At 61.0% G+C, this 22,973-nt stretch carries 20 protein-coding genes; 10 read left to right on the forward strand and 10 right to left on the reverse strand.

Going from position 1 to position 22,973, the window contains the following annotated elements:
* The first annotated feature begins 23 nt into the window (after positions 1-23).
* The 3 genes from ABRA89_RS07575 to ABRA89_RS07585 all read left to right on the forward strand — a co-directional run bounded on the left by ABRA89_RS07575 (position 24) and on the right by ABRA89_RS07585 (position 4,482).
* On the forward strand, positions 24-1,514 hold the full coding sequence (locus tag ABRA89_RS07575; RefSeq protein ID WP_349940840.1) for a replicative DNA helicase: 1,491 nt from the start codon (positions 24-26) through the stop codon (positions 1,512-1,514).
* Between the two features lie 88 nt (positions 1,515-1,602).
* Positions 1,603-2,706, forward strand: a complete 1,104-nt coding sequence (gene alr, locus ABRA89_RS07580; protein ID WP_349940841.1) for an alanine racemase — start codon at positions 1,603-1,605, stop codon at positions 2,704-2,706.
* A 195-nt stretch (positions 2,707-2,901) separates the two neighbouring features.
* Complete coding sequence (locus tag ABRA89_RS07585) at positions 2,902-4,482, forward strand: VWA domain-containing protein (protein WP_349940842.1); 1,581 nt, start codon at positions 2,902-2,904, stop codon at positions 4,480-4,482.
* 55 nt (positions 4,483-4,537) lie between these two features.
* Here the strand turns inward: ABRA89_RS07585 and ABRA89_RS07590 are convergent, their stop codons facing one another.
* The 8 genes from ABRA89_RS07590 to glpD all read right to left on the reverse strand — a co-directional run bounded on the left by ABRA89_RS07590 (position 4,538) and on the right by glpD (position 13,079).
* On the reverse strand, positions 4,538-5,002 hold the full coding sequence (locus ABRA89_RS07590) for a hypothetical protein (protein ID WP_349940843.1): 465 nt from the start codon (positions 5,000-5,002) through the stop codon (positions 4,538-4,540).
* A gap of 243 nt (positions 5,003-5,245) precedes the next feature.
* On the reverse strand, positions 5,246-7,093 hold the full coding sequence (locus tag ABRA89_RS07595; RefSeq protein WP_349940844.1) for an ABC transporter substrate-binding protein: 1,848 nt from the start codon (positions 7,091-7,093) through the stop codon (positions 5,246-5,248).
* A gap of 65 nt (positions 7,094-7,158) precedes the next feature.
* Positions 7,159-7,431 carry a DUF2160 domain-containing protein gene (locus tag ABRA89_RS07600; RefSeq protein WP_349940845.1) on the reverse strand — a complete coding sequence of 91 codons (273 nt, stop codon included), beginning with the start codon at positions 7,429-7,431 and terminating at the stop codon, positions 7,159-7,161.
* Between the two features lie 16 nt (positions 7,432-7,447).
* Positions 7,448-8,224, reverse strand: a complete 777-nt coding sequence (locus tag ABRA89_RS07605; protein ID WP_349940920.1) for a carbohydrate ABC transporter permease — start codon at positions 8,222-8,224, stop codon at positions 7,448-7,450.
* A 116-nt stretch (positions 8,225-8,340) separates the two neighbouring features.
* On the reverse strand, positions 8,341-9,216 hold the full coding sequence (locus tag ABRA89_RS07610) for a carbohydrate ABC transporter permease (RefSeq protein ID WP_349940846.1): 876 nt from the start codon (positions 9,214-9,216) through the stop codon (positions 8,341-8,343).
* Positions 9,216-10,316, reverse strand: a complete 1,101-nt coding sequence (locus ABRA89_RS07615) for an ABC transporter ATP-binding protein (RefSeq protein ID WP_349940847.1) — start codon at positions 10,314-10,316, stop codon at positions 9,216-9,218. The genes ABRA89_RS07610 and ABRA89_RS07615 overlap by 1 nt, the downstream gene beginning before the upstream one ends.
* 6 nt (positions 10,317-10,322) lie before the next feature.
* Complete coding sequence (locus ABRA89_RS07620; protein WP_349940848.1) at positions 10,323-11,411, reverse strand: ABC transporter ATP-binding protein; 1,089 nt, start codon at positions 11,409-11,411, stop codon at positions 10,323-10,325.
* Positions 11,412-11,426: 15 nt separating this feature from the next.
* Entirely contained in the window at positions 11,427-13,079 is a 1,653-nt protein-coding gene (gene glpD / locus ABRA89_RS07625) for a glycerol-3-phosphate dehydrogenase (RefSeq protein ID WP_349940849.1), read from the reverse strand.
* A gap of 213 nt (positions 13,080-13,292) precedes the next feature.
* On the opposite strand from glpD, the gene ABRA89_RS07630 reads away from it, so the two are divergent.
* The gene (locus tag ABRA89_RS07630; protein WP_463671264.1) at positions 13,293-14,051 is read left to right on the forward strand and encodes a DeoR/GlpR family DNA-binding transcription regulator; all 759 of its coding nucleotides are present in this window, start codon (positions 13,293-13,295) and stop codon (positions 14,049-14,051) included.
* An 18-nt stretch (positions 14,052-14,069) separates the two neighbouring features.
* Here the strand turns inward: ABRA89_RS07630 and ABRA89_RS07635 are convergent, their stop codons facing one another.
* Positions 14,070-15,323, reverse strand: coding sequence for an aromatic ring-hydroxylating oxygenase subunit alpha (locus ABRA89_RS07635; RefSeq protein ID WP_349940850.1), 1,254 nt, complete (start codon positions 15,321-15,323; stop codon positions 14,070-14,072).
* A gap of 154 nt (positions 15,324-15,477) precedes the next feature.
* Here ABRA89_RS07635 and ABRA89_RS07640 point away from each other — a divergent pair, with 154 nt between their 5' ends.
* The 6 genes from ABRA89_RS07640 to ABRA89_RS07665 all read left to right on the forward strand — a co-directional run bounded on the left by ABRA89_RS07640 (position 15,478) and on the right by ABRA89_RS07665 (position 21,886).
* Positions 15,478-16,383: a LysR substrate-binding domain-containing protein gene (locus ABRA89_RS07640; protein WP_349940851.1), complete on the forward strand. Its 906-nt coding sequence runs from the start codon at positions 15,478-15,480 to the stop codon at positions 16,381-16,383.
* Between the two features lie 127 nt (positions 16,384-16,510).
* The gene (locus ABRA89_RS07645) at positions 16,511-17,704 is read left to right on the forward strand and encodes a phytanoyl-CoA dioxygenase family protein (RefSeq protein ID WP_349940852.1); all 1,194 of its coding nucleotides are present in this window, start codon (positions 16,511-16,513) and stop codon (positions 17,702-17,704) included.
* An 86-nt stretch (positions 17,705-17,790) separates the two neighbouring features.
* Positions 17,791-18,600 (forward strand): SDR family oxidoreductase, encoded by an 810-nt coding sequence (locus ABRA89_RS07650; RefSeq protein WP_349940853.1) that lies wholly within the window; start codon positions 17,791-17,793, stop codon positions 18,598-18,600.
* Between the two features lie 243 nt (positions 18,601-18,843).
* The gene (locus ABRA89_RS07655; RefSeq protein ID WP_349940854.1) at positions 18,844-19,800 is read left to right on the forward strand and encodes a sugar ABC transporter substrate-binding protein; all 957 of its coding nucleotides are present in this window, start codon (positions 18,844-18,846) and stop codon (positions 19,798-19,800) included.
* Between the two features lie 201 nt (positions 19,801-20,001).
* A complete protein-coding gene (locus ABRA89_RS07660) occupies positions 20,002-21,105 on the forward strand; it encodes an ABC transporter permease (RefSeq protein WP_349940855.1) in 1,104 nt (367 codons plus the stop codon).
* 1 nt (position 21,106) lies between these two features.
* On the forward strand, positions 21,107-21,886 hold the full coding sequence (locus ABRA89_RS07665) for an ATP-binding cassette domain-containing protein (RefSeq protein ID WP_349940856.1): 780 nt from the start codon (positions 21,107-21,109) through the stop codon (positions 21,884-21,886).
* 82 nt (positions 21,887-21,968) lie between these two features.
* Here the strand turns inward: ABRA89_RS07665 and iolG are convergent, their stop codons facing one another.
* Positions 21,969-22,958: an inositol 2-dehydrogenase gene (iolG, locus tag ABRA89_RS07670; protein ID WP_349940857.1), complete on the reverse strand. Its 990-nt coding sequence runs from the start codon at positions 22,956-22,958 to the stop codon at positions 21,969-21,971.
* Positions 22,959-22,973: the final 15 nt, after the last annotated feature.

Consider the following 22,973-nt stretch of genomic DNA (forward strand, 5'->3'; position numbering starts at 1 on the left):
ATACATGAGGAAGCGGAACGACCATGGCTCAGGCCCTTCGAAAGCTCGAGCAAGACGAACAGGCGCTCTATCGGGAAGCCCCAAACAATCTGGAGGCGGAGCAGGCGCTACTCGGCGCGATTCTCGTCAACAATGACGCTTATTACATCGTCCACGACTTTCTGAAGGCCGACCACTTCTACGAGCCGCTGCACCGGGACATTTTCGGCAAGGCTTCGGAAATGATCCGGATGGGCAAGATCGCCAATCCGGTCACGATCAAGACCTTTCTGGCGGCAGACCAGCGCATCGGCGAGATGACGATCGCGCAGTATCTTGCGCGTCTCGCGGCTGAAGCGACCACGATCATCAACACCGGCGATTATGGCCGGGCAATCTACGATCTCGCGATCCGGCGCTCGCTGATCCGCATCGGCGAGGACGTGGTCAATGTCGCCTTCGACGCGCCGGTCGACATGGAGCCAAAGAGCCAGATCGAAGACGCAGAGCGGCGGCTCTTCGAACTCGCGGAGACCGGACGCTACGATGGCGGTTTCCAGTCCTTCCGAGATGCGATCGACCTGGCCGTCCAGATGGCGACGGCAGCGAAAGACCGAGATGGGGGGCTTTCGGGTATCTCGTCGGGACTCAACAGTGTCGACCGAAAGATGGGCGGTCTCCAGCCTTCTGACTTGATCATCCTCGCCGGGCGCCCGGCCATGGGTAAGACCTCGCTCGCGACCAACATCGCCTTCAACGTTGCCGCGGCCTATGAGCCGGCAGAACAGGCCGACGGCTCGTTCAAAGCCAAGAATGGCGGCGTTGTCGGCTTCTTCTCACTGGAGATGTCGGCCGAACAGCTGGCTACACGTATCATCTCCGAGCAGACCGAGATCTCGTCATCCAAAATTCGCCGCGGCGAGATCAACGATACCGAGCTCCAGAAGCTGATCGCCTGCACCGAGATGATGAGCAAGATCCCGCTTTATATCGACCAGACCGGCGGCATCTCGATTGCGCAGCTCGCCGCGCGCGCGCGCCGTCTCAAGCGGCAGCGGGGTCTGGACCTGATGGTGATCGACTACGTTCAGTTGATGACCGGCTCCTCCAAGAAATCGTCCGAGAACCGCGTGCAGGAGATCACCGAAATCACGACCGGTCTCAAGGCGCTCGCCAAGGAACTCGCCGTTCCGATCATCGCTCTTTCGCAGCTCTCGCGTCAGGTGGAAAGCCGCGAGGACAAGCGGCCGCAGCTCTCTGACCTTCGCGAATCCGGTTCCATCGAGCAGGACGCGGACGTCGTCCTCTTCGTCTATCGCGACGAATATTATCTCGCGAACCGCGAGCCGAAACCGGGAACGGACGAGCACCTGAAATGGGAGCAGGCGATGAACGATTCGCGCGGCAAGGGCGATGTCATCATCGCCAAGCAGCGTCACGGACCGGTCGGCACGGTCCCGCTGGCGTTCCAGGCTGAATATACGCGGTTCTCCGATCTCGCCGACGAAGCCTATCTGCCGGAACAGACATACTGAGGGGTGCGCCATGCGGCACCGGCCAGGAAGCTCCAGTTCCGCTCAAAATCACGGGCCACATGCCTCTCAAAGCGTAAGTTTCGGCAGGATGCCGCGGGTCGAGATCGATCGCGGCGCGCTCCAGCGAAATTGGGCTGCACTTGCTGCCATGCATCCGGACGCCCGGACGGGCGCGGCGATCAAGGCAAACGGCTATGGGCTTGGCGCCGAGACCGTCGCGCGTTCTCTCTTCACGGCCGGATGCCGGGATTTTTTCGTCGCCTGGCCTGAGGAGGGACTGAGCGTCCGGCGCGAAATTGGGTCTGCCGGGCGAATTTTCGTATTGCAGGGCATCGAGCCAGCGGCAGTCGAAGTTCTTGCGGCAAACGGTTTGATTCCGGTCCTCTCAAATCTCGACGACCTTACGATCTGGGCGGAAGGTATCGCTCGGCTCGGGCAAGATGCGCCGGCCGCTTTGCAGCTCGAAACCGGCATGAACAGGCTCGGGCTCGACGAGCGCGTTTTCTTGAAAGCAATGGATATCGTGGCCGAGCGGAAGCTCGACATCCAACTCCTTCTCAGCCATCTCGCCAGCGCGGATGTTTCGGCCGATGACACGGCAGACCAGCATCGGCGCTTCGAGGCGATGACGTCGCAATTTCGTGAAATTCCGCGATCTCTGGCGAATTCCGCAGGCATTGTCTGCGGCGAAAGGTTCGGCTTCGACCTCACTCGGCCGGGTATGGCGCTTTACGGCGGTATGGCCTGTCTGCGTGGAAAGGTGGTGACCGAGCCCGTGGCACGCTTCACCGCCGCTGTTCTTCAGGTGCGCGAAGCTGAAAGCGGCGAGAAGGCAGGTTATGCCGGTGCGGCCCGGCTCTCGCAGCGGACGCGTATCGCCACCATCGGAGTTGGCTATGGCGATGGATATCCGCGCGCGCTTTCCGGAGCTGGCGTCCCGCTGCGTGACGGACGGGCTGGTCCAAGCGCCTTCCTTGCCGGCCATCCTGTTCCCATTCTCGGACGCATCTCGATGGACATGACGCTCCTCGACATCAGCGACTTACCGGATGGCGCGGTTAAGCCAGGCGATCGCGCCGAGCTGTTCGGGCCCCAAATACCGATCGATGACGTCGCCGAAGCGGCGGGCACGATTGCTTATGAACTGCTGACAGGTCTCGGCAGCCGCGTCCGCCGCGACTGGTCTTGCTGAGTTTCGGACAGAAGCGAAACAAGTGATCGAATAGAAAAAATTTAGTACATCGGGCTAGGCGGCCCGTGCGTTCCTGATCTTGAATGCCAGACGCCGAAAACAAAAAACTGCATATGATGATATTAACCTTGGCTTCATTCGCTCATGACACTCTGACGGTCTATTTATCAGCGTTAGATCAGAACGGATACTGTCATGAAGTCAGCGATCCCGAGGATCTTGAAGCAGTATTGTGATGACCGCCGTGGTCAGTTTGCCGTCATCACCTGCCTCATGCTCGTTCCGCTGCTCGCATCTGCGGGCGGTGCCATCGATTTATGGAATGCTCGCCGCGTGCAGAGTGCGGTGCAAAACGCAGTCGATTCTTCCGCGCTCGCGGCAGTGAGCTATTCCGGCGAAAGCGAAGCAGAACGGAAGCGCTCGGCAGATACGCTCTTCGTCAACAATACCAAAGGGATTTCCATCGACGACACGTCGCTCGACAAAAGCGAGGACGGCTGGATCTACCAGGCCGAATACACCGTACCCACCCATTTTCTTCACCTCCTAGGCAAGGAGAAGTTCGAGATGAAAAGCAGGGCGGGCGCTGCGATGGCAAATTCGCCGATCGACGTCGTTCTCGTCCTCGACTCCTCGGGCTCTATGGCGAACGACAACCGAATGGTCGAACTGAAGGCCTCAGTGAAGTTGTTTCTCGACCAGTTCAAGTCGCAAGACACCACTCAGGTCGCGCTTGTCCCGTTCGATACCCAGGTCAAAGCCGACAGCGAAGCATTCGCTTTGCTCGATAATCTCTCTGCCGAAAATCCATTTGCGACCGATTCATGCGGGACAATTTCTGATCCGCTGGATCGCTATGCCTGCTACGCCGCTCAGAACGCTCCGCCGCCGATCGTGGACTGCTCCAAACTGACAGACTTCATAGACGCGGCCCTGTGCGGTGAAAACAACGATGGGTTCAAGGTCGGCACGACCGGAATCGCCAACTTCCACTTCATTCAAGACCGGCGATACGATGCATTTCTTGACGGGAACATGTTCCGGATTACGCGCAAGAAAGGCAAGGCAGATTGCCGTTACGGTTGCACTTGGGAGGAGACATACTCGACGGAAACGATTTTCGAGGTGGCCTCCAGCGCAGGGGCTCCAGCAACGAGCAAATCCAACGATGCCGAGACGGCCAATAACGACCTCATCGCCCAATATCCGGGACCTTGGCCTCGCTGCTTTATCGATCGCTCGCAGCCCTATGACACGAACGCCACTCCGATGACGATCGCGATGAAGAACTCGATCTATCCTGAAGCCCACTGCGCGACAGATTCGCTGGAGCCCATCACCCCGCTGACCTCGGACCTTGGGAAGATAGAAGCGGCCGCAAACAAGCTGACCCCGTCAGGCAACACCAATGTGACGATCGGCGTTCAATGGGGCATTGAAGCGCTCACCGCTGCCGCACCTCTCAAGGGTGTGAGGCCGGATGGCGAAGCGCGCAAAGTGATGATCGTTCTTACAGACGGACTCAACACGCAAAACCGCTGGTGGGGTTCGCGCGATCGCGACAAGATCGACGCGCGGACGCTGGAGGCCTGCAACAATGCCAAGGCGATGGGCATCGAAATGCTGACCGTCCGATTGATCCAGGGCAATGAAAGCCTGCTGAAAGCCTGCGCGGAAAATGAGGAGAAATATCACTATGTGACATCCTCAAATCAGCTCACCTCGGCCTTTGCAAAACTGGCTCTGCAGGTCAAAGGCGTCCGTCTTGCCTGGTAGGCCAAACCGCTCTTGCGTAAAGCCAGCATTGCAGAGTGCGGAGCAAGGCTGACGATCAGAAGAGGCCCAGGGCCTGGCAATTCGAAAATGCGGCGAGCTTGTTGCTGCCCGAATGGGCAGCCTCCCGCACCACTGTCTGATTCGTGGCAGGATCAGTCTCAGCTCTGAAGATACCGCTGCGCTTGTTGCCGCTCTTCGCGCTCGAAGCGTTGTAGATGCCACAGGTGACGAGCCTCCCGTCCACCGTGCGGCCGGTGTCCAACCCCTTCAGCACCACATCCCAGGATCCGGGAAATATCCTGCGAACCGACTGCCGGACAGATTGATCCTGAGTGGGATTCAGGCCGGCAGGCGTCGTCTTCTCGAAGGTTTCGATACCACCGCGAGTCATCACATCGACAACCTCGGACATTTTCGGAACCGAGACATCGGGTATTCTTACGGTGCCGATACCACCGAAAAAAGAGCATCCCGAGAGCGAAACGGCGAGTATCAGTGCTCCGAGAAATCCAACGCGCATGACGATCCGCCCCCAATCATTTTAAATCCCTCTTGTGCAAAAACCGCTTCCCCAGCGGATAAGGTTTCAAGAAAGTTAACGGCGGATTTTGTCAACCTCGCGTTTTTTCCAGCTCAATTTGAACTCGAAACGAGAATTTCCGCACGTGCGATCGCTTCAACGAAAAAGGGCGGCCCGATGCCGCCCTCTTCCGAGTTTCTGATCTCCTGAGCTCCGACATTTGAAGCCCGAGTGGCTGCTGAGTTAGTTCGCCGCCTCGCCTTCGCTCGACGAAGCCTCTTCGGCGGCCGGCTCTTCCATCGAGCCGCTGTCGCCGCTTTCCATGGAACCGCTCTCGCTGGAGCCCTCGTCGGATGCCTGACCCTGCGACCAGCGCTGGATCAGATCGTCATAGGCGATCGTCTCAGGCTGCGGGTCCTCGTTCTCGATCTTGGCCTTCGGCGAGCCTTCCTCGTCGAGCCACTCCTGCGGATCCTTTTCCTCGTTGAGGACCGGACCGAGATCTCCCTGAATGCCGGCGCGTTCGAGGCGGCTCATCACCTGCTCCATGTCGGCGCAGAGCTTGTCGAGCGCTTCCTGGCTGGTCTTGGCACCGCTCATCGCGTCACCGATGTTCTGCCACCAGAGCTGCGCGAGTTTCGGATAGTCCGGCACGTTGGTACCCGTCGGCGACCAGCGGACGCGGTCCGGAGAGCGATAGAACTCGACGAGACCGCCAAGACGATCGGCACGCTCGGTGAAGTGGTCGGAGTTGATCGTCGATTCACGAATGAAAGTGAGACCGACGTCGGACTTCTTCACGTCCACCGTCTTGGAGGTGACGAACTGGGCATAGAGCCAGGCGGCCTTGGCGCGGTCGTCAGGCGTCGAGTTGAGGATCGTCCAGGAACCGACGTCCTGATAGCCGATCTTCATACCATCTTCCCAGTAGGCGCCATGCGGCGAGGGAGCCATGCGCCATTTCGGCGTGCCATCTTCGTTGAGAACCGCATCCGCACCGTCGCCCACCATGTTGGCGGTGAAGGCGGTGTACCAGAACATCTGCTGAGCGATGTTGCCCTGAGCCGGGACGGGACCTGCTTCCGAGAACGTCATACCGGCAGCCTGCGGCGGCGAGTACTTCTCGAGCCACTCGATCGCCTTGTCGACGGCATAGACAGCCGCCGGCGAGTTCGCCGCTCCACCGCGTGCAACGCAAGCGCCGACCGGCTGACTGTTTTCGTTGACGCGGATACCCCATTCGTCAACCGGAAGACCGTTCGGCTCACCCGTCGAGCCCATGCCGGCCATCGACATCCAGGCGTCGGTGTAGCGCCAGCCAAGTGACGGGTCCTTCTTGCCGTAGTCCATGTTGCCATAGACGCCGGAAGACGGCTCGCCGTCGATATAGCTCATGTCGCGGCCGGTGAAGAATTCGGCGATATCCTCGTAGGCGCTCCAGTTGACCGGCACCCCAAGCTCGTAACCGTATTCGTTCTGGAAGTCCGTTCGGGTCTTCTCGTCGTTGAACCAGTCGTAGCGGAACCAGTAGAGGTTCGCGAACTGCTGGTCGGGCAGCTGGTAGAGATTGCCGTCCGGGCCCGTCGTGAACTGGGTGCCGATGTAGTCCTCGAGGTCCAGCGTCGGGCTGGTGACGTCGGCACCCTCGCCTTCCATCCATTCGGTGAGGTTGCGGGCCTGGCCGTAGCGCCAGTGCGTGCCGATCAGGTCGGAGTCGTTGACATATGCGTCATAGACGTTCTCGCCGGACTGCATCTGAACCTGCAGGCGCTCGACCACGTCGCCCTCGCCGATGAGGTCGTGCGTGACGTTGATGCCGGTGATCGCGGTGAAGGCGGGCGCGAGGACCTGGCTTTCATATTCGTGCGTCGTGATCGTCTCGGAAACGACGTTGATGCTCATACCTTCGAATGGCTTGGCAGCATCGATAAACCACTGCATCTCCTTTTCCTGATCTTCTCGGGAAAGCGTAGAGACGTCGCCGATTTCCGAGTCGAGGAACTGGGTTGCTTCTTCCATGCCCGCATGGGCGGGCACGGCGAACGCGGCCAAAAGGCCCAGCGCTGTCGTTGTCTTGAGTACGAGGTTCATTCATTCCTCCCTGGATTGGAACCTTGGCTGAAACGGCGGCCCTCCGAGACCGCCGGATAAACTCCTCAGACGGTCTTGAAGACAACCGCCAGAAAGAGAAGCGAGATCGCGAGGCCGGCCCACTGGGTGATGTCGGTGAGACCGAGCCAGGCGAGATTGATGAAGGCCATGCTAAGCAGGCCGATAAAGAGCCGGTCGCCGCGCGTCGTTTCCATACGCAGGATGCCGCGCCGGGGCGTTTCCGGGTATCGGATCGCTAGCACGGTGAAGAAGGCGAGCGTTGCCGCGATGATCACGAAGAAGGCCGCCGTCGGCCAGGTCCAAGCCATCCATGACATGGGTTGATCTCCTCCCTCAGACCCGGCCCAGCGCGAAGCCGGACGCGATGTAGTTGCGGACGAAGTAGATGACGAGCGCACCGGGGATGATCGTCAGGATGCCGGCAGCCGCCAGCACGCCCCAGTCGACGCCGGCCGCGCCCATGGTCCGGGTCATTGTCGCCGCGATCGGCTTGGCGTCCACGGAGGTGAGCGTGCGCGACAGGAGCAGCTCGACCCAGGAGAACATGAAGCAGAAGAAGGCAGCGACGCCGATGCCGCTCGCGATCAGCGGCATGAAGATCTTCATGAAGAAGCGCGGGAAAGAGTAGCCGTCGATATAGGCCGTCTCGTCGATCTCACGCGGCACGCCGCGCATGAAGCCTTCCAGAATCCAGACCGCGAGCGGCACGTTGAAGAGGCAATGGGCCAGCGCCACTGCGATATGCGTGTCGAAAAGTTCGACCGACGAATAGAGCTGGAAGAAGGGCAGCGCGAAGACTGCCGGCGGTGCCATGCGGTTGGTCAGCAGCCAGAAGAACAGGTGCTTGTCACCCATGAACTGGTAGCGGCTGAAGGCATAGGCCGCCGGCAGTGCCACCGTCACCGAGATGATCGTATTCATCACCACATAAGCGATCGAATTGACGTAGCCCATGTACCAGGAAGGATCGGTCAGGATCTTCTCGTAGTTCCGAAGCGTCGGGTATTGGGGGAAGAGTGAGAAGGACCCCAAAATCTCCGAATTCGACTGAAGGCTCATATTGAGCAGCCAGTAGATCGGCAGCAGCAGGAAGACGAGATAGGCAGTCATCACGACGCCCGAACCCGAAGGCCGGATGCGCTGGAGAACGGAGACGCCCGAGCTTTCCTCGCTCTTCGTCCCGCGCGCCGCCGCAGCGGCGCCAGTCGTAGAAGTGGCGGCGTCGCTCATTGCGGTCCGTCCCTCTTATCGAGATTGGTCATGACGATGTAGAAGACGTAGGAGATCGTCATAATGACAAGGAAGTACATGATCGAGAAGGCGGCGGCGGGCCCGAGATCGAACTGACCGAGCGCCATTTTGACGAGGTCGATCGACAGGAAGGTCGTCGCATTGCCTGGTCCGCCGCCCGTTACGACGAACGGTTCGGTGTAGATCATGAACGAGTCCATGAAGCGAAGCAGGATCGCGATCATCAGGACGCCGCTCATCTTCGGCAGCTCGATGTAGCGGAACACCGCCCAGCGCGAGGCCTGATCGATCTTGGCGGCCTGATAATAGGCATCCGGAATGGACTGAAGACCGGCATAGGCAAGGAGTGCCACCAGCGACGTCCAATGCCAGACATCCATGACAATGACGGTCGTCCAGGCCGCGAAGAAGTCCTGCGTGTAATTGTAGTCGACGCCTATCGCGCGGAGCGTATAGCCGAGAAGGCCGATATCGACGCGCGCGAAGATCTGCCAGATCGTGCCGACGACATTCCACGGAATGAGCAGCGGCAGGCTCATCAGGACGAGGCAGACGGAGGCCCAGAAGCCCTTCTTCGGCATGTTGAGCGCGACGAAGATACCGAGCGGCACCTCGATTGCGAGGATGATGCCGGAAAAGACGAGCTGGCGCTGAAGCGCATTCCACATTCGGTCGGAGGCCAAAAGCTGCTCGAACCAGTCGAGCCCGGCCCAGAAGAATACGTTGTTACCAAATGTGTCCTGAACCGAATAGTTGACCACCGTCATCAGCGGGATGACCGCAGAGAAGGCGACGAGGATCAGGACCGGGAGAACGAGGAACCAGGCCTTGTTATTGACGGTCTTTTCCATCAGGCCGCCCTCCTTCCTTCGGCCGAACCGCCCTGCGGCTCGATGCGCCAGTCATCGACATAGACGTTGACCCGGCCGGGCTCGAAGGCGACAGTCTGGCCCTCCGAAGCGATGTCCTCGCCCTCGCCTGAGATGATGTCGAGCGGGACACCGAAGAGCCGCGCTCGGACGATCCGATGCCGGCCGACGTCCTCGACCCGATCGATGGTGACAGGCAGCCCCTCGCCCGTGGTCAGCCTCACATGCTCGGGCCGAATGCCGAGCTGCGTTCGCCCCGAAGGCCGGCCGTAATCGCTCCCGAGCGCGATATGGTGGCCCTCGACCGTCGCGGTTTCGCCCTCGACGGAGCAATCGAGGAAGTTCATGCCGGGCGATCCGATGAAGTAACCGACGAAGGTATGTTCGGGACGCTCGAAGAGTTCCTCCGGCGTTCCGATCTGCACCACGCGGCCGTCATGCATGACGACGACGCGATCTGCGAAGGTCAGCGCCTCCGTCTGGTCGTGGGTGACGTAGATCATGGTATGGCCGAACTGGCGGTGAAGCTCCTTCAGCTGGGTGCGGAGCTGCCATTTCATGTGCGGATCGATGACCGTCAGCGGCTCGTCGAAGAGAAGCGCGTTCACGTCTTCGCGCACCATGCCGCGCCCGAGGCTGATCTTCTGCTTTGCGTCGGCGGCCAGACCCCTCGCCTTGCGGTCGAGCTGATCGGTCATGCCGATCATGTCGCCGATCCGCTCGACGCGCTCCTTGATGACGGCCGCGTCGAGGCCACGGTTCTTGAGGGGGAAAGCGAGATTTTCGCGCACCGTCATCGTGTCGTAGACGACGGGAAACTGGAACACCTGTGCGATATTGCGCTGCGCCGTCGGCGCGGTCGTGACATCGTTTTGATTGAAGAGGATGCTGCCCTGGGACGGGATCAGCAGACCCGAAATAATGTTGAGCAGCGTGGACTTCCCGCAGCCCGAAGGGCCGAGCAGCGCGTAAGCCTCGCCGTCGCGCCAGACATGGTCGATCTCCTTCAGCGCCCAGTCGTCGTCCTTCGACGGATTGGGATGATAGGAGTGAGCGAGGTTTTTGAGCGTAATCTGCGCCATAATCCCTCAAGCGGCCTGAGCGTAGGAGGCAGGCGCGATCAGCGCGCCGTTCTTGTCGAATAGATAGACGTGGCGAGGCTCCAGATAGACGGAGACCTGCTCGCGCGCATCGAGGTCGCGCACGCCATGGACCAGCCCGATCCAGCGATCCTTGCCGTGGTCGAGATGCACGAAGGTTTCGGAGCCGGTGATTTCCGTGACGGCGACGCTAGCCGAAAACTCGAATGCCGTTCCGTCTGGTTTCTCAAGCTCAAGATGGTTCGGCCGGAAACCTGCGATATAGGCGCCGTCGGCGAGTTCAGAGAACGCGCCGGTGGCTGATTTCGCCTTGCCGTCGCCGAAGTCGAGTTCATTGCCGCGTTTCTCGACACCCGTGAAGTTCATCGGCGGATCGGAGAAAACGCGAGCCGTCGTCGCATCGACGGGTTGGCGATAGACAGTCGGCGTCGGGCCGAACTGCGTGACACGGCCTTCCCAAAGCGTCGCCGTGTTGCCGCCGAGAAGGAGCGCTTCTTCCGGCTCGGTCGTCGCATAGACGAAGATCGAGCCGCTTTCCTCGAAGATCTTCGGGATCTCGATGCGGAGTTCCTCACGCAGTTTGTAGTCGAGATTGGCGAGAGGTTCGTCGAGGAGGACGAGGCCTGCGTTCTTCACAAGGGCGCGGGCCAGTGCGCAGCGTTGCTGCTGCCCGCCTGAGAGCTCGAGCGGCTTGCGATCCAGCATGGGCGTCAGCTTCATCAACTCGGCGGCCTTGCGGACCTCGGTATCGATCTCCTGCTTGGGCCGGCCGGACAGCCGCATCGGGCTCGCGATATTGTCGTAGACGCTCATAGAGGGGTAGTTGATGAACTGCTGATAGACCATGGCGATCTGCCGGTCCTGCACCCGCACGCCGGTCACGTCCTCATCGTTCCAGAGCACGCGGCCCGTCGAAGGCCGGTCGAGTCCAGCCATCAGCCTCATCAGCGAGGTCTTGCCGGCGTTGGTCGGCCCGAGCAGCACGTTCATCGTGCCCTTGTCGAGGGTCAGATCCATCGGATGAATGTGGGTGCTGCCACGCACCACTTTCGAAACGCCGTCCAGCCTGAGTGTCATCGCATCTCCTCCGCCCTACTCCGCCGCGTTTGCAAGCGAATTGCTGCGCGACGTCATGAAGGCATCCAGCGCTGCAATCTCTTCGGCATCAAGACGCAATCCGAGTTTCGTGCGCCGCCAGACGACGTCATCTGCGGTTTTCGCGAATTCCTTGTCCATCAGCCATCGCACTTCGGCCTCGGTCAGGTCAGCACCGAAGTTTTGGCCGAGATCGCCGGCAGTCTTCGCATCTCCAAGCACGTCCGCCGCTTCGGTGCCGTAAGCCTTCATCAGCCGACGCGCCCAGCGTTCGGTCAGGAACGGATGGTCGGCCATGAGCCGCTCGACGAGGCGGTCGGCTTCATCGACGCCGAAATCTCCGCCCGGCAGGGCTGCGCCGGACGTCCATGGCTTCGTCTTGCGACCAAGCGCCTCGTCGATGTGTTCCAGCGCGCCTTCTGAGAGCCGGCGATAGGTCGTGATCTTCCCGCCGAAGATATTGAGGAGCGGGGCGCCATTCCGGTCGAGCTTCAGAACATAGTCGCGTGTCGCGGCCGTCGCGCTCGAAGCGCCGTCGTCGAAGAGCGGGCGGACGCCGGAATAGTCCCAGACGACGTCTTCGACCGTCAGGCTCTTTTCGAAATAGCGATTCACGAAGCCGAGGAGATAGTCCCGTTCCTCTTTCGACGTTTCCGGCTTTTCGTCGGGATCGGCGTGTTCCTGGTCGGTCGTCCCGATCAGCGTGAAATCGGTCTCGTAGGGGATGACGAAGATGATGCGGCCATCTTCGCCCTGAAGGAAATAGGCCTTGTCGTGGTCGAACAGCTTGTCGACAACGAGATGACTTCCGCGAACGAGGCGCACCGAATGTTCGTCATTCGCCCGCGACGACCGGGAGATGACGTCGGCCGCCCAGGGGCCTCCCGCGTTGACGAGCATCTTGGCGCGGAACGTCCGGCGATCACCGCTCTCGGTGTCCTCGGTTTGGACTGTCCAGCCATCATTCTCCCGATCTGCGCGAAGAACCTTGCAGCGCGTCATGATACGCGCGCCACGCTTGGCGGCGTCACGCGCATTGAGAGTGACCAGCCGTGAATCCTCGACCCAGCAATCGGAATATTCGAATGCCGTCTTGAATTCGTCTTTTAACGGCCCTCCAGCCGGATCGCGCTCGAGATCGACGCTCTTCGCTCCGGGCAGGAGCGTTCGGCCACCCATTGTGTCATAGATGAAGAGACCGAGCCGGATCATCCAGGCAGGACGCCGCCCCCGCATCCAGGGCATGACCGTGGACAGGAGCTTCGAAGCCGGGGTGTCGGTCTCAAAGCGCATTTCGGAATTGTACGGCAGGACGAACCGCATCGGCCAGGCGATGTGCGGCATCGCCTTCAGGAGGATTTCGCGTTCGTGCAGAGCTTCTCGGACCAGACTGAACTCGAAATATTCCAGGTAGCGAAGGCCGCCGTGGAAGAGCTTGGTCGATTTGGAAGATGTCGCCGAGGCGAGATCATTCATCTCGGCAAGAGCGACCGAGTAGCCACGGCCGACGGCGTCTCGCGCAATCCCGCAGCCGTTCACGCCACCGCCGATCACGAAGAGATCGACGATGTCGTCGGTGTGCTCGCGTGCATTTCGCGCAAACCGACCCGCGGTCGGTGCAGCAGCTTGAGCCGAAGATGGTGAAGGCATCGCGTCACCCTCCCAAGCGGCGCAATCGGACATTCTTGTTTATACGGCTCAAACAAACGCGCCTATGTTCGTTTGTCAATCATGAATGTTCAATATTCCCATATTCGTTTTCGTTTTACGCAAAACCGAAAATCAGCGCTTGTCAAATGCTCGTCGGTTCCACACTATCCATCAACTGGTAAAACCGGCTCGAAAGCGCTGGGGGACGAAACATTGACGCTATTGATGCGGCATCCTGAAATTCTTGAAATTGCCCGGACCGAGGGAAAGGTCTCGGTCGACAACCTCGCCGAACGATTTGAAGTCACGGCCCAGACGATCCGGCGCGATTTGAGTGAACTCTGCGATTCGGGTCAGCTGAAGCGCGTGCATGGCGGTGCGATCCTCGCCTCAGGCGTCGCCAATATAGGCTATGAGGCGCGGCGCGCGCTCAATGCCGACGCGAAGGCGCGAATCGGGCGCACTGCGGCGGCGGCGATCCCGAATGGCTCGTCGATCTTCATGAATATCGGCACGAGCACAGAGGCTGTTGCGCGTGAGATGCTTCATCACCGCGATCTCCTGGTGATGACCAACAATCTGAACATCGCGAACATTCTTGCGGCGAACGGCGACTGCGAGGTGATCGTGGCCGGTGGCACGCTGCGACGCAGCGATGGCGGCATCGTCGGCAGCATGACGAACCGCATGGTCGAGCAGTTCAAGTTCGACTTCGCCATCATCGGCTGCTCGGCGCTCGACGAAGACGGCGACATCCTCGATTTCGACGTTCAGGAAGTCGGCGTCAGCCAAGCTGCCTTGCAGCGCGCCCGCAACGTCATCCTCGTCGCCGACGCCTCCAAGTTCGAGCGCAATGCACCGGCCTGCATTGGCAGCCTCGAAGCGGTGGACGTTTTATACACCGACGCGAACCTCTCCGAGCCGCTGCTGGCCAAGTGCCGCGACTGGAATACGAAGGTCACCCTCTGCTGAGATCGACCGTCCGTTCTCTCAATAACCGTGAGCGCTCATGCGCTCGACATACCAGGTGGCAAAATCGTCGAGGGCGCCTTCGGTGAATTTGGAATAGGGCCCCGGACGATAACCGACCGAGTGGGCGCCGGCATCGGCTCTGGCGACGAGAGCTGCGTCCTGGGCGTTGGTCGCTTTCCAGACCGAGGTCAGGTGTTCAAGATCGTAATCGACCCCTTCGACGGCATCCTTGTGGACCAGCCATTTGGTGCGCACCAGCGTCTGGTTGGCCGAAAGCGGAAAGATCGTGAAGATTACGGCATGATCGGCCATCACGTGATTCCAGGAATTGTTGCCCCACAGATGGATGTCGCCGGTATCCTTGCGGGTCATCGTGCCGAGAAGCTTGCTTGAGGCGGCAAGCGCGTCCGGTGTCTGGGACTCGCCCGCTCCGGCAATGATCAGCCGCTGGGTTCGGAAATTGGTTTCCTTCCCCACCGTGTGCTCGATCGCGCGGGAGGGGTAGCCGGCATTCTCCCAGGCGTTCGTGCGCTCCTCGTACATCTTGCCATGTGTCGCCGCTTCCTCGCGGTCCGCGTCGGAAAGCTGCTCGGGGTCGAATCCGAAGTCGAGATCGATGAATGAAACACAGAGCTCGGGATGGTTCGAGGCGCAGTGATAGCACTCCCGATTGTTCTCCATCGTCAGCTTCCAGTTGCCGTCCTCCACGAGTTCGCTCTCATAGGCGACCTTCGTGTTCGCAAGATCGTAGGGTGCGAGGCGCGGCTCCATGGTTTCGGCAAGCGTCTCGATATCGGACGGCGCTTCGTCGGCGAGACAGACATAGAGGATGCCGCCGATCGAGCGCATGTGGACTGGGCGCAGATGATGCAGGTCGTGGCGGAAGTCCTTGCCCATATGCGGAGCTTCGATCAGCTCACCGTCAAGCTCGTAGATCCATTGATGGTAAGGGCAGACGAGCTTGCCGATGGTCGAATGGCCGGCATCGACGAGCTTGGCACCGCGATGGCTGCAGACATTGTGAAAGGCACGCACCATTCCCTCGTCATCACGCACGATCACGATCGAGGAGCGGCCAATATCGACCCCGTATACATCGCCCTCCTCCGGTACGTCCGCTTCAACCGCAACGGCGATCCAATGGCGATGGAAGATCACGTCCAGATCGGCCTCGTAGACGTCAGGCCGCGTGTAGAGGCCGGCAGGCAGTGAATAGCCCGGCTGGCGCGCGCGCAGAAGGCCGGAGACGTCATCCTTCGGGGATTGCAGCATGGCTAAACCTGAAATGTAGGAGATAAGGCGGATCTCGGTCCGGCGCGCATTCTCCGTCCGATAAAGGTCGCTTTCAACGCCAGAAATTCTGGCGTTTCACATAATCTGAAGTTATGTAAGGCCTGAAGATTGGAACCGGGAGGTCAGGTCGACAATGGCTCTCCGCGGCAGCATTCCTTCGCTGGCCTCACTCGCGACCTTCGAAGCTGCGGCGCGTCTGGGCGGGTTCACCAAGGCAGCTGAGGAACTGGGCGTGACGCAGGCGGCCGTCAGCCGCCAGATCAAGCTGCTCGAAGTCGAGCTTCACACCAGTCTCTTTGTGCGCGGCCATCGCCGCGTGGACCTAACACCGGCCGGCCAAGTACTCGCTCGGGCCGTCTCTCATTCTTTCGACACGATGGCGGAGGCTATCGCCCAGATCAGGCAACCGGCTCTAACGGGCACGGTGACGATCGGTGCGACGCACGCCGTCTCGCATTTCTGGCTCTTGCCGCATCTGAAGGCGTTTCGCGAAGCAAATCCGGGTATCAAACTCCGCGTCCTGTCGCAGGATAATCATTTCGATCTTCGCGGCGATGACGTCGACCTCGTCATCCGCTTTGGGCGTCCGCCCTTCCGCGATGGCGTGCTCGTCGGCTCGGTAACGGACGAGGTGTTTCCGGCGGCAAGTCCTGCGCTCGCGAATGAGCTTGGAGCGGACTTTCGGGCCGAACGGCTGAGTGAAGTCCCGCTGATCACCACCGATATTCCGGACGCGACCTGGGTTTCCTGGCGGCAGTGGCATGCCGAGGCCGGGCTTGGGCGTTTCTCCGAAGCCTCCGCATTGCGGTTCAGCCAATACAACGATGCGGTCTATGCGGCGATCGCTGGAGAAGGCATCGTTCTCGGCTGGCGCCTTCTTCTGTCTCAGGTCCTCGCCGACGGCCGGCTCGTTCCGCTTGGCGAGCGGACTGTCCGATCATCCGGTCTCTACAACGTCGTCATTGCCTCCCGAAAAACCGACAATCTCACGGTTCAGGCTGCCGCTGGGTGGATCGCCGAACGGCTCGGAGAGAGTTGAGAACAATCGAGCGAACGCTGCCTATCGGAAAAGGTCATCCAACGACAATTTCCCAGAGACCATGTCCGGTTTATCCTGCCTGAAAAACATATCATGATCCTTGCATGACGATCCGGGAGGCAAAACGATGGATGTGATCACCCTGAGCGCGCAGCGGCGCAATAAAGTCTGGCTCGATAAGGTCAGCGGGCGGTTCGAAACCTTCTTGGAAGAGGTTTCACGCGAGACACGGATCGAAGACTGGCCACATGCGGCGGGGGTCGAGAAGAACGTTCTCATCTATGACGGTGGCTCGGTCCGAAACGCCGCTCGAGACAGGGAGGCGCGGCTCGCACTCAGCGCGGAATGGGCGGAAGTTTTCATGTCGGGCCCCGGCGTGATCGTCATCAAAGGAGCGATGACCGACCTCGCCGTCATCGACGAAGCGACCGCGATCTTCGATCGGATCATCGAGGAAGAGAAAGCCGGATCCGGCGGAGGCGGCGATCATTTCGCGAAGGCGGGCGCAAACGACCGGATATGGAACGCGCTCGAAAAGCACTGTCTGGCAGAACCGGAGAACTTCGCACACTATTACGCTTGCGATGCCATCGCGATGGCGTCAGAGGCCTGGCTCGGGCGCGGCTATCAGGTGACGGCTCAGGTGAACCGGGTCAATCCGGGCGGGGCCGCGCAGACGCCGCACCGGGACTATCATCTCGGCTTCATGTCCCCAGAGCAGATGAACGCCTTTCCGGCGCATATCCACCAGGTCTCGCCACTCCTGACGCTTCAGGGAGCCGTCGCTCATTGCGACATGCCGGTGGAAAGCGGGCCGACGCTGCTCCTTCCGTATTCGCAGACCTTCTTTGAAGGCTATCTTGCCTTCGAACGCGAACCGTTCCAGCGGTATTTCGCGGAAAACCATGTGCAGCTGCCGCTCGCGAAGGGCGATGCCGTCTTCTTCAATCCAGCGCTGATGCATGGCGCGGGCACGAACCGGTCGACTGATATCAGGCGGATGGCGAACCTTCTCCAGGTGTCTTCCGCCTTCGGGCGTGCGATGGAATCGGTCGATCGCTCCAAGATGGCGGTCACGCTCTATCCCGCGCTTAAAGCGGCGCAAGAGGCCGGGCGGATGAGCGAGGCCGAGCTCTCCAATGCCGTCGCCGCCTGTGCGGAGGGCTATGCCTTCCCCACCAATCTCGACCGCGATCCGCCGAAGGGCGGCCTTGCCCCGAAGAGCCAGGCTGATCTGATGCTGGAGGCTCTTCTCGCGGGTGTCGAACCGACAAGCTTTGCCGAGCAGATGGCCGCCTATGACGAGCGCCGGCTGACCTGATCGCGTTCGTACGCGCCACAGGCTGTTAAGCGGCTCGGCTTCGCGATAAGCGCGATCGGGTTTCAGGTCTCGGGAGGGAGAAATCGATGGGCAGGCTCGACGGACAGTTCGCGGTCGTTACCGGCGGAACGCAAGGGCTCGGTGCGGAGATCGCGCGGCTGTTCGCCGAACGCGGCGCGGCGGGGCTGACGATCTGCGGCCGGAACGGCGCGAAGGGTGAGGCCGTCGCCAGTGAGATCGATAAGTCATTCGGCGTGCCGGTGGAGTTCGTCGCGGCCGACCTCGCCGATGTGGACGCCTGCCGAAATGTCATCGCCCGCGCCAAGTCGCGCTTTGGCCGGATCGACTGCTTAGTCAACGCGGCGGGGCTCACCGATCGCGGCACGATCCTCGATACCGATCCGGCGCTCTTCGACCGGATGATGGCGGTCAATCTACGAGCTCCCTTCTTTCTCATGCAGGAAACGATCAAGGTGATGCGCGAGACCGTGACGGAAGGCTCGATCGTCAACATCTCCTCAGTCTCGTCCTATGCCGGCCAGCCCTTCATCGCCGCTTATTGCGCCTCCAAGGGCGCGCTCGACACGCTGACGCGCAACACCGCCTATGGGCTGTTGAAGAACCGAATCCGGGTCAACGCACTCAACATCGGGTGGATGGCAAGCGAGGGCGAAGCGGAGGTTCAGAAGCGCTTCCACGGCGCAAGCGACGACTGGCTCGACACGGCCGGTTCGCATCTGCCGAACGGACGCCTCGTCGATCCGAAGGAGGTGGCGCGGGCCTGCGCCTATCTCGCCTCGGCCGAATCGGGGCTGATGACCGGCGCGACGATCAGCTTCGATCAGTCGATTCGCGGGGCGTTCGACAGCCAGCCCATGCCCGATGGGCCGCTCTGATTAGGGTACGTCAAACAGTCGAGATGCCCGTATTTTCCCGCCCTTGCCGAACACCTTCAACGCCTTGGATAATGGTGCAGCGCGGAATTCTTCATTAACCAAGATCAATCCTTGCATTTGCGATTGTCCGCTTCCTAAGATGATCCCGGATGGTGCGCGGGAGGCACACCCCAAACTTATCCACGAGCCGCGGCGAAGAGATTTCAGCTGCGGCCGACACTGCCGTTTTCTGGGAGGAAATCCATGGCATCACTTCTCAAGTCACTCGCCGTAGGAGCAGGCATTCTCAGCCTCGCCGCTGTCTCGACCATTCCTGCCGCCGCGCAGGACGGCGAAACGCCGACGATCATCGTCGTAACGCACGGCCAGGCCAACGATCCGTTCTGGTCCGTCGTCAAGAACGGCGTCGATCAGGCCGCGCAGGACACCGGCGCGGACGTCTCCTACCGCGCACCCGAAACCTTCGACATGGTCGCGATGAGCCAGCTCATCGACGCCGCGGTCAATCAGGAGCCTGACGGCATCGCCGTCTCGATCCCCGACGCCGACGCGCTCAGCCAGTCGATCGAACGTGCCACACAGGCCGGCATTCCGGTAATCTCGCTCAATTCCGGAAGTGACGTCGCCAAGGATCTCGGTGCTCTCCTTCATGTGGGCCAGAGCGAATACGATGCCGGCGTCCGCGCGGGTGAGCAGCTGAAGGAGATGGGCGGCACGACCGCGATCTGCGTCAATCAGGAGGTCGGCAACGTCTCGCTCGACCAGCGCTGCGAAGGCTTCTCGGAAGGCTTCGGCGGTACGGTCGAAGTGCTGCCGACCACCAATGATCCGGCCGATGTGGAGGCCAAGGTCCGCGCCGCGCTCCAGTCGAACGAGGAGATCGACACGGTTCTCGCCCTCGGCGCACCGACTGCCGGCGAGCCTTCGGTGGCCGCCGTCGAATCGCTGAACAAGCTGGAAGACGTGCGCGTCGCGAGCTTCGACCTTTCGGCGAACTTCCTGCAGGCGATCGCCGACGGCAAGGCTGCCTTCGCGATCGACCAGCAGCAGTATCTGCAGGGCTATCTGCCGGTCGTCTTCCTGAACCTCAACGCGAAGTTCGGCCTCGTACCCGGCGGCGACGTGCCCTCTGGCCCGAACCTCGTGATGCAGGACGACGCCCAGCAGGTGATCGATCTCTCCGCGCAGGGCATTCGCTAAAGCCAGTGCGCATCCGCACGTAGCATTGCCGGACCGCCCTCAGGCGGCCCGGCGTCTTTGCATTTAAAGATTTGCGGCTCCGCATGCTGTAGCGCCTGACCGTCGCCGAGACCGCCATCGAACACGGCTGGATAAGGTGCGGCGACCGACGCCGTCGCGTAGCGGTGCTGGCGAAGCCGACGTGAGGACCGGGAGGAGATCATGACAGCCGAAACCGCCGAAAAGGACGAACGGCTCAAGAAGAGCTCGTTCATCTCCCAGCTTCTCAAACGGCCCGAACTCGGCGCGATCGCCGGCGTCGTTGCAGTGACGATCTTCTTCATCTTCGCCGCCAATCCGGTGATGTTCTCGCTGTCGGGCGTCCTTAACTTCCTGACACCTGCGGCCCAGCTCGGCATTCTCGCTTTGGGCGCGGCGCTCCTGATGGTGGGCGGCGAGTTCGACCTCTCCGTCGGCTCTATGGTGGCCTTTGCCGGCCTCGTCTTCGGCACGGCGCTGACGGTGTTTCAGCTGCCACTCCTCATCGCCATCGCTCTGACGCTGGTGGTCGCGGCGATGTTCGGGCTGCTCAACGCCGAGATCGTCCTGCGCACGGGACTTCCCTCCTTTATCGTCACGCTCGCCTTCCTCTTCATCCTGCGGGGCTTGAGCCTCGTTGGCCTGAAGTGGGCGACGAACGGCTCCACCCAGATGCGCGGCATCAACAGCGCGGTTCAGGACGACTGGCTGCTGCCGATCTTTTCCGGTCGCGCCTTTAGGGGCCTCTTTGCATGGATGGCCGAACAGGGCTGGATCGACTCCTTCTCGAACGGTACCCCGAAGGTCGAAGGCGTTCCCGTGGAAATCCTCTGGTTCATCGGCCTCACGCTGGTTCTCACCTGGATCCTCCTGCGCACCCCCGCCGGAAACTGGATCTTCGCCGCTGGCGGCGACGCCAATGCCGCGAAGAATTCCGGCGTCCCGGTGCGCCGGGTGAAGACCGCGCTCTTCATGCTGACGGCCTGCTGCGCCGCGCTCGTTGCGATCCTCACCGTGCTCGACGCCGGTTCGACCGACGCACGGCGCGGCTTCCAGAAGGAGTTCGAGGCGATCATCGCGGCCGTCATCGGCGGATGCCTGCTGACCGGCGGCTACGGCTCCGCGGTGGGCGCGTTCTTCGGCGCGATCATTTTCGGCATGGTCCTGATCGGGCTGACCTACACTCAGATCGATCAGGACTGGTATCAGGTCTTCCTCGGCGGCATGCTGCTCATCGCCGTGCTCTTCAACAACATCATTCGCAAGCGTGTGACGGGGGAGCGGTAAGATGAGCGAACCGATCGTCCACATGGAGAATATCGAGAAGCACTTCGGCAATATCGTCGCGCTCTCGGGCGTCTCCTTCGACGTGCGCCCCGGCGAATGCCACTGCCTTCTCGGCGACAACGGTGCGGGCAAGTCCACATTCATCAAGACCATGTCCGGCGTCCACAAGCCGACCAAGGGCAAGATCTATGTGAACGGCGAGGAGGTTTCCTTCGACAGCCCGCGCGAGGCGATGGATGCCGGCATCGCGACGGTCTATCAGGACCTTGCGATGATCCCGCTGATGAGCGTCACCCGGAACTTCTGGATGGGCCGCGAGCCCACCAAGGGCTGGGGCCCCTTCAAGCGCTTCGACACCAAGACCGCCGAAGAAGTGACGATGAAGGAGATGGGCCGCATGGGCATCCATCTCCGCGAAGCCGATCAGGCCGTCGGCACGCTGTCCGGCGGCGAGCGCCAGACCGTGGCGATTTCGCGCGCGGTCTATTTCGGGGCGAAGGTGCTGATCCTCGACGAGCCGACGTCTGCCTTGGGAGTGCGCCAGACCGCGAGCGTTCTGTCCACGATCGACCGGGTGCGCAAGGACGGCATCGCCGTCGTCTTCATCACCCACAATGTGCGGCACGCCATGGCGGTGGGAGATCGGTTCACGGTGCTCAACCGGGGCAAGACCTTCGGTACCTCGACCAAGGACAAGATCACGGCCGAAGAGCTTCAGGACCTCATGGCCGGCGGCCAGGACATGGTGGAACTCGAAAGCAGCCTCGGCGGTACGGTCTGAGCGTCGCCTGACAAGAAAAGCCGCGAAGTCTATCGGAACTTCGCGGTCTATATAATTTCAAACCTCGGAAGCCTGCTCCGCCTCAGAGAGATGCGAGTTCTACGCTGCGGCCTTCCTTCAGCGAGACGTTCGCAGCCTCCGCAAGGAGCAACGCATTGACACCGTCTTCTACCGTGGCGGGCACCGGCTTACCATCGACGACCGCGTCCACGAAGCGAGCCCATTCGATGCCATAGGCGCGCATATAGCGTTCGAGAAAGAAGTAGACGGGTTTCGCCGAGGTCACGCCTGCCGTGGTCGACTTCGTGACGCTGTTTTCGAGAACGTTCTCGGCCTGGAGCATGCCCTCTGAGCCCAGAAGCTCTATGCGCTGGTCGTAGCCATAGACCGCCCGGCGGGAATTGCGGATGGTCGCGATGCGGCCGTCCGGATAGTGCAGGATGACGACCGCTGTATCGATGTCGCCAGCCTTGCCGATTTCCGGATCGACGAGGCAGGAGCCCGAGGCCGTCACCTTCTCCGGCATGCCGAAGAGCCAGGCGCAGATGTCGAAATCGTGGATCATCATGTCGCGGAAGAGACCACCGGAGACCTTGATATAGGAGACCGGCGGAGGGCCCGGATCGTAAGAGGTGACGGCCAGCATTTCGCCCTTGCCGATCTCGCCGCCCGCGAACGCGCCCTTCAGCGCGGAAAAGTTAGGGTCGAAGCGACGGTTGAAGCCCATCATCACCGGCTTAGCCGACTTCGACGCTATCGCCTGAACCTCCCGCGCGCGGCCAAGATCGAGATCGATCGGCTTTTCGCAAAAGATCGCCTTGCCGCCTGCAACACCCTTTTCGATGAGATCAGCATGGGTGTTGGTCGAAGATGCGATCAGGATCGCCTCGATCGCCGGATCACCAAGGATATCTTCCGGGCTACGTACCGCGATGCCATACTCCTTGCCCAGCGCCTCGGCGGCTTCGCCGACGACATCGGTGACGGCTACGAGCTCGCTGCGCGGGTCCATGCGGATCGAGGCGGCGTGGACCTTGCCGATACGGCCGGCACCGAAGATGGCGGTTTTCATGGGGTTCCCTCCAAG

Origin of the sequence: Fulvimarina thalattae (assembly GCF_040239565.1) — a bacterium.
Taxonomy (GTDB): Bacteria; Pseudomonadota; Alphaproteobacteria; order Rhizobiales; family Rhizobiaceae; genus Fulvimarina.

Excerpts from the sequence above, each read along its gene's own strand:
- ABRA89_RS07605 (WP_349940920.1), bottom strand. The coding sequence starts at position 8,224 with ATGACTGCCTATCTCGTCTTCCTGCTGCTGCCGATCTACTGGCTGCTC.
- ABRA89_RS07575 (WP_349940840.1), top strand. The coding sequence starts at position 24 with ATGGCTCAGGCCCTTCGAAAGCTCGAGCAAGACGAACAGGCGCTCTAT.
- ABRA89_RS07620 (WP_349940848.1), bottom strand. The coding sequence starts at position 11,411 with ATGACACTCAGGCTGGACGGCGTTTCGAAAGTGGTGCGTGGCAGCACC.
- iolG (WP_349940857.1), bottom strand. The coding sequence starts at position 22,958 with ATGAAAACCGCCATCTTCGGTGCCGGCCGTATCGGCAAGGTCCACGCC.
- ABRA89_RS07585 (WP_349940842.1), top strand. The coding sequence starts at position 2,902 with ATGAAGTCAGCGATCCCGAGGATCTTGAAGCAGTATTGTGATGACCGC.
- ABRA89_RS07650 (WP_349940853.1), top strand. The coding sequence starts at position 17,791 with ATGGGCAGGCTCGACGGACAGTTCGCGGTCGTTACCGGCGGAACGCAA.
- ABRA89_RS07600 (WP_349940845.1), bottom strand. The coding sequence starts at position 7,431 with ATGTCATGGATGGCTTGGACCTGGCCGACGGCGGCCTTCTTCGTGATC.
- ABRA89_RS07645 (WP_349940852.1), top strand. The coding sequence starts at position 16,511 with ATGGATGTGATCACCCTGAGCGCGCAGCGGCGCAATAAAGTCTGGCTC.
- ABRA89_RS07655 (WP_349940854.1), top strand. The coding sequence starts at position 18,844 with ATGGCATCACTTCTCAAGTCACTCGCCGTAGGAGCAGGCATTCTCAGC.
- ABRA89_RS07610 (WP_349940846.1), bottom strand. The coding sequence starts at position 9,216 with ATGGAAAAGACCGTCAATAACAAGGCCTGGTTCCTCGTTCTCCCGGTC.
- alr (WP_349940841.1), top strand. The coding sequence starts at position 1,603 with ATGCCGCGGGTCGAGATCGATCGCGGCGCGCTCCAGCGAAATTGGGCT.
- ABRA89_RS07640 (WP_349940851.1), top strand. The coding sequence starts at position 15,478 with ATGGCTCTCCGCGGCAGCATTCCTTCGCTGGCCTCACTCGCGACCTTC.
- ABRA89_RS07660 (WP_349940855.1), top strand. The coding sequence starts at position 20,002 with ATGACAGCCGAAACCGCCGAAAAGGACGAACGGCTCAAGAAGAGCTCG.
- ABRA89_RS07590 (WP_349940843.1), bottom strand. The coding sequence starts at position 5,002 with ATGCGCGTTGGATTTCTCGGAGCACTGATACTCGCCGTTTCGCTCTCG.
- ABRA89_RS07595 (WP_349940844.1), bottom strand. The coding sequence starts at position 7,093 with ATGAACCTCGTACTCAAGACAACGACAGCGCTGGGCCTTTTGGCCGCG.
- ABRA89_RS07615 (WP_349940847.1), bottom strand. The coding sequence starts at position 10,316 with ATGGCGCAGATTACGCTCAAAAACCTCGCTCACTCCTATCATCCCAAT.
- ABRA89_RS07635 (WP_349940850.1), bottom strand. The coding sequence starts at position 15,323 with ATGCTGCAATCCCCGAAGGATGACGTCTCCGGCCTTCTGCGCGCGCGC.
- glpD (WP_349940849.1), bottom strand. The coding sequence starts at position 13,079 with ATGCCTTCACCATCTTCGGCTCAAGCTGCTGCACCGACCGCGGGTCGG.
- ABRA89_RS07665 (WP_349940856.1), top strand. The coding sequence starts at position 21,107 with ATGAGCGAACCGATCGTCCACATGGAGAATATCGAGAAGCACTTCGGC.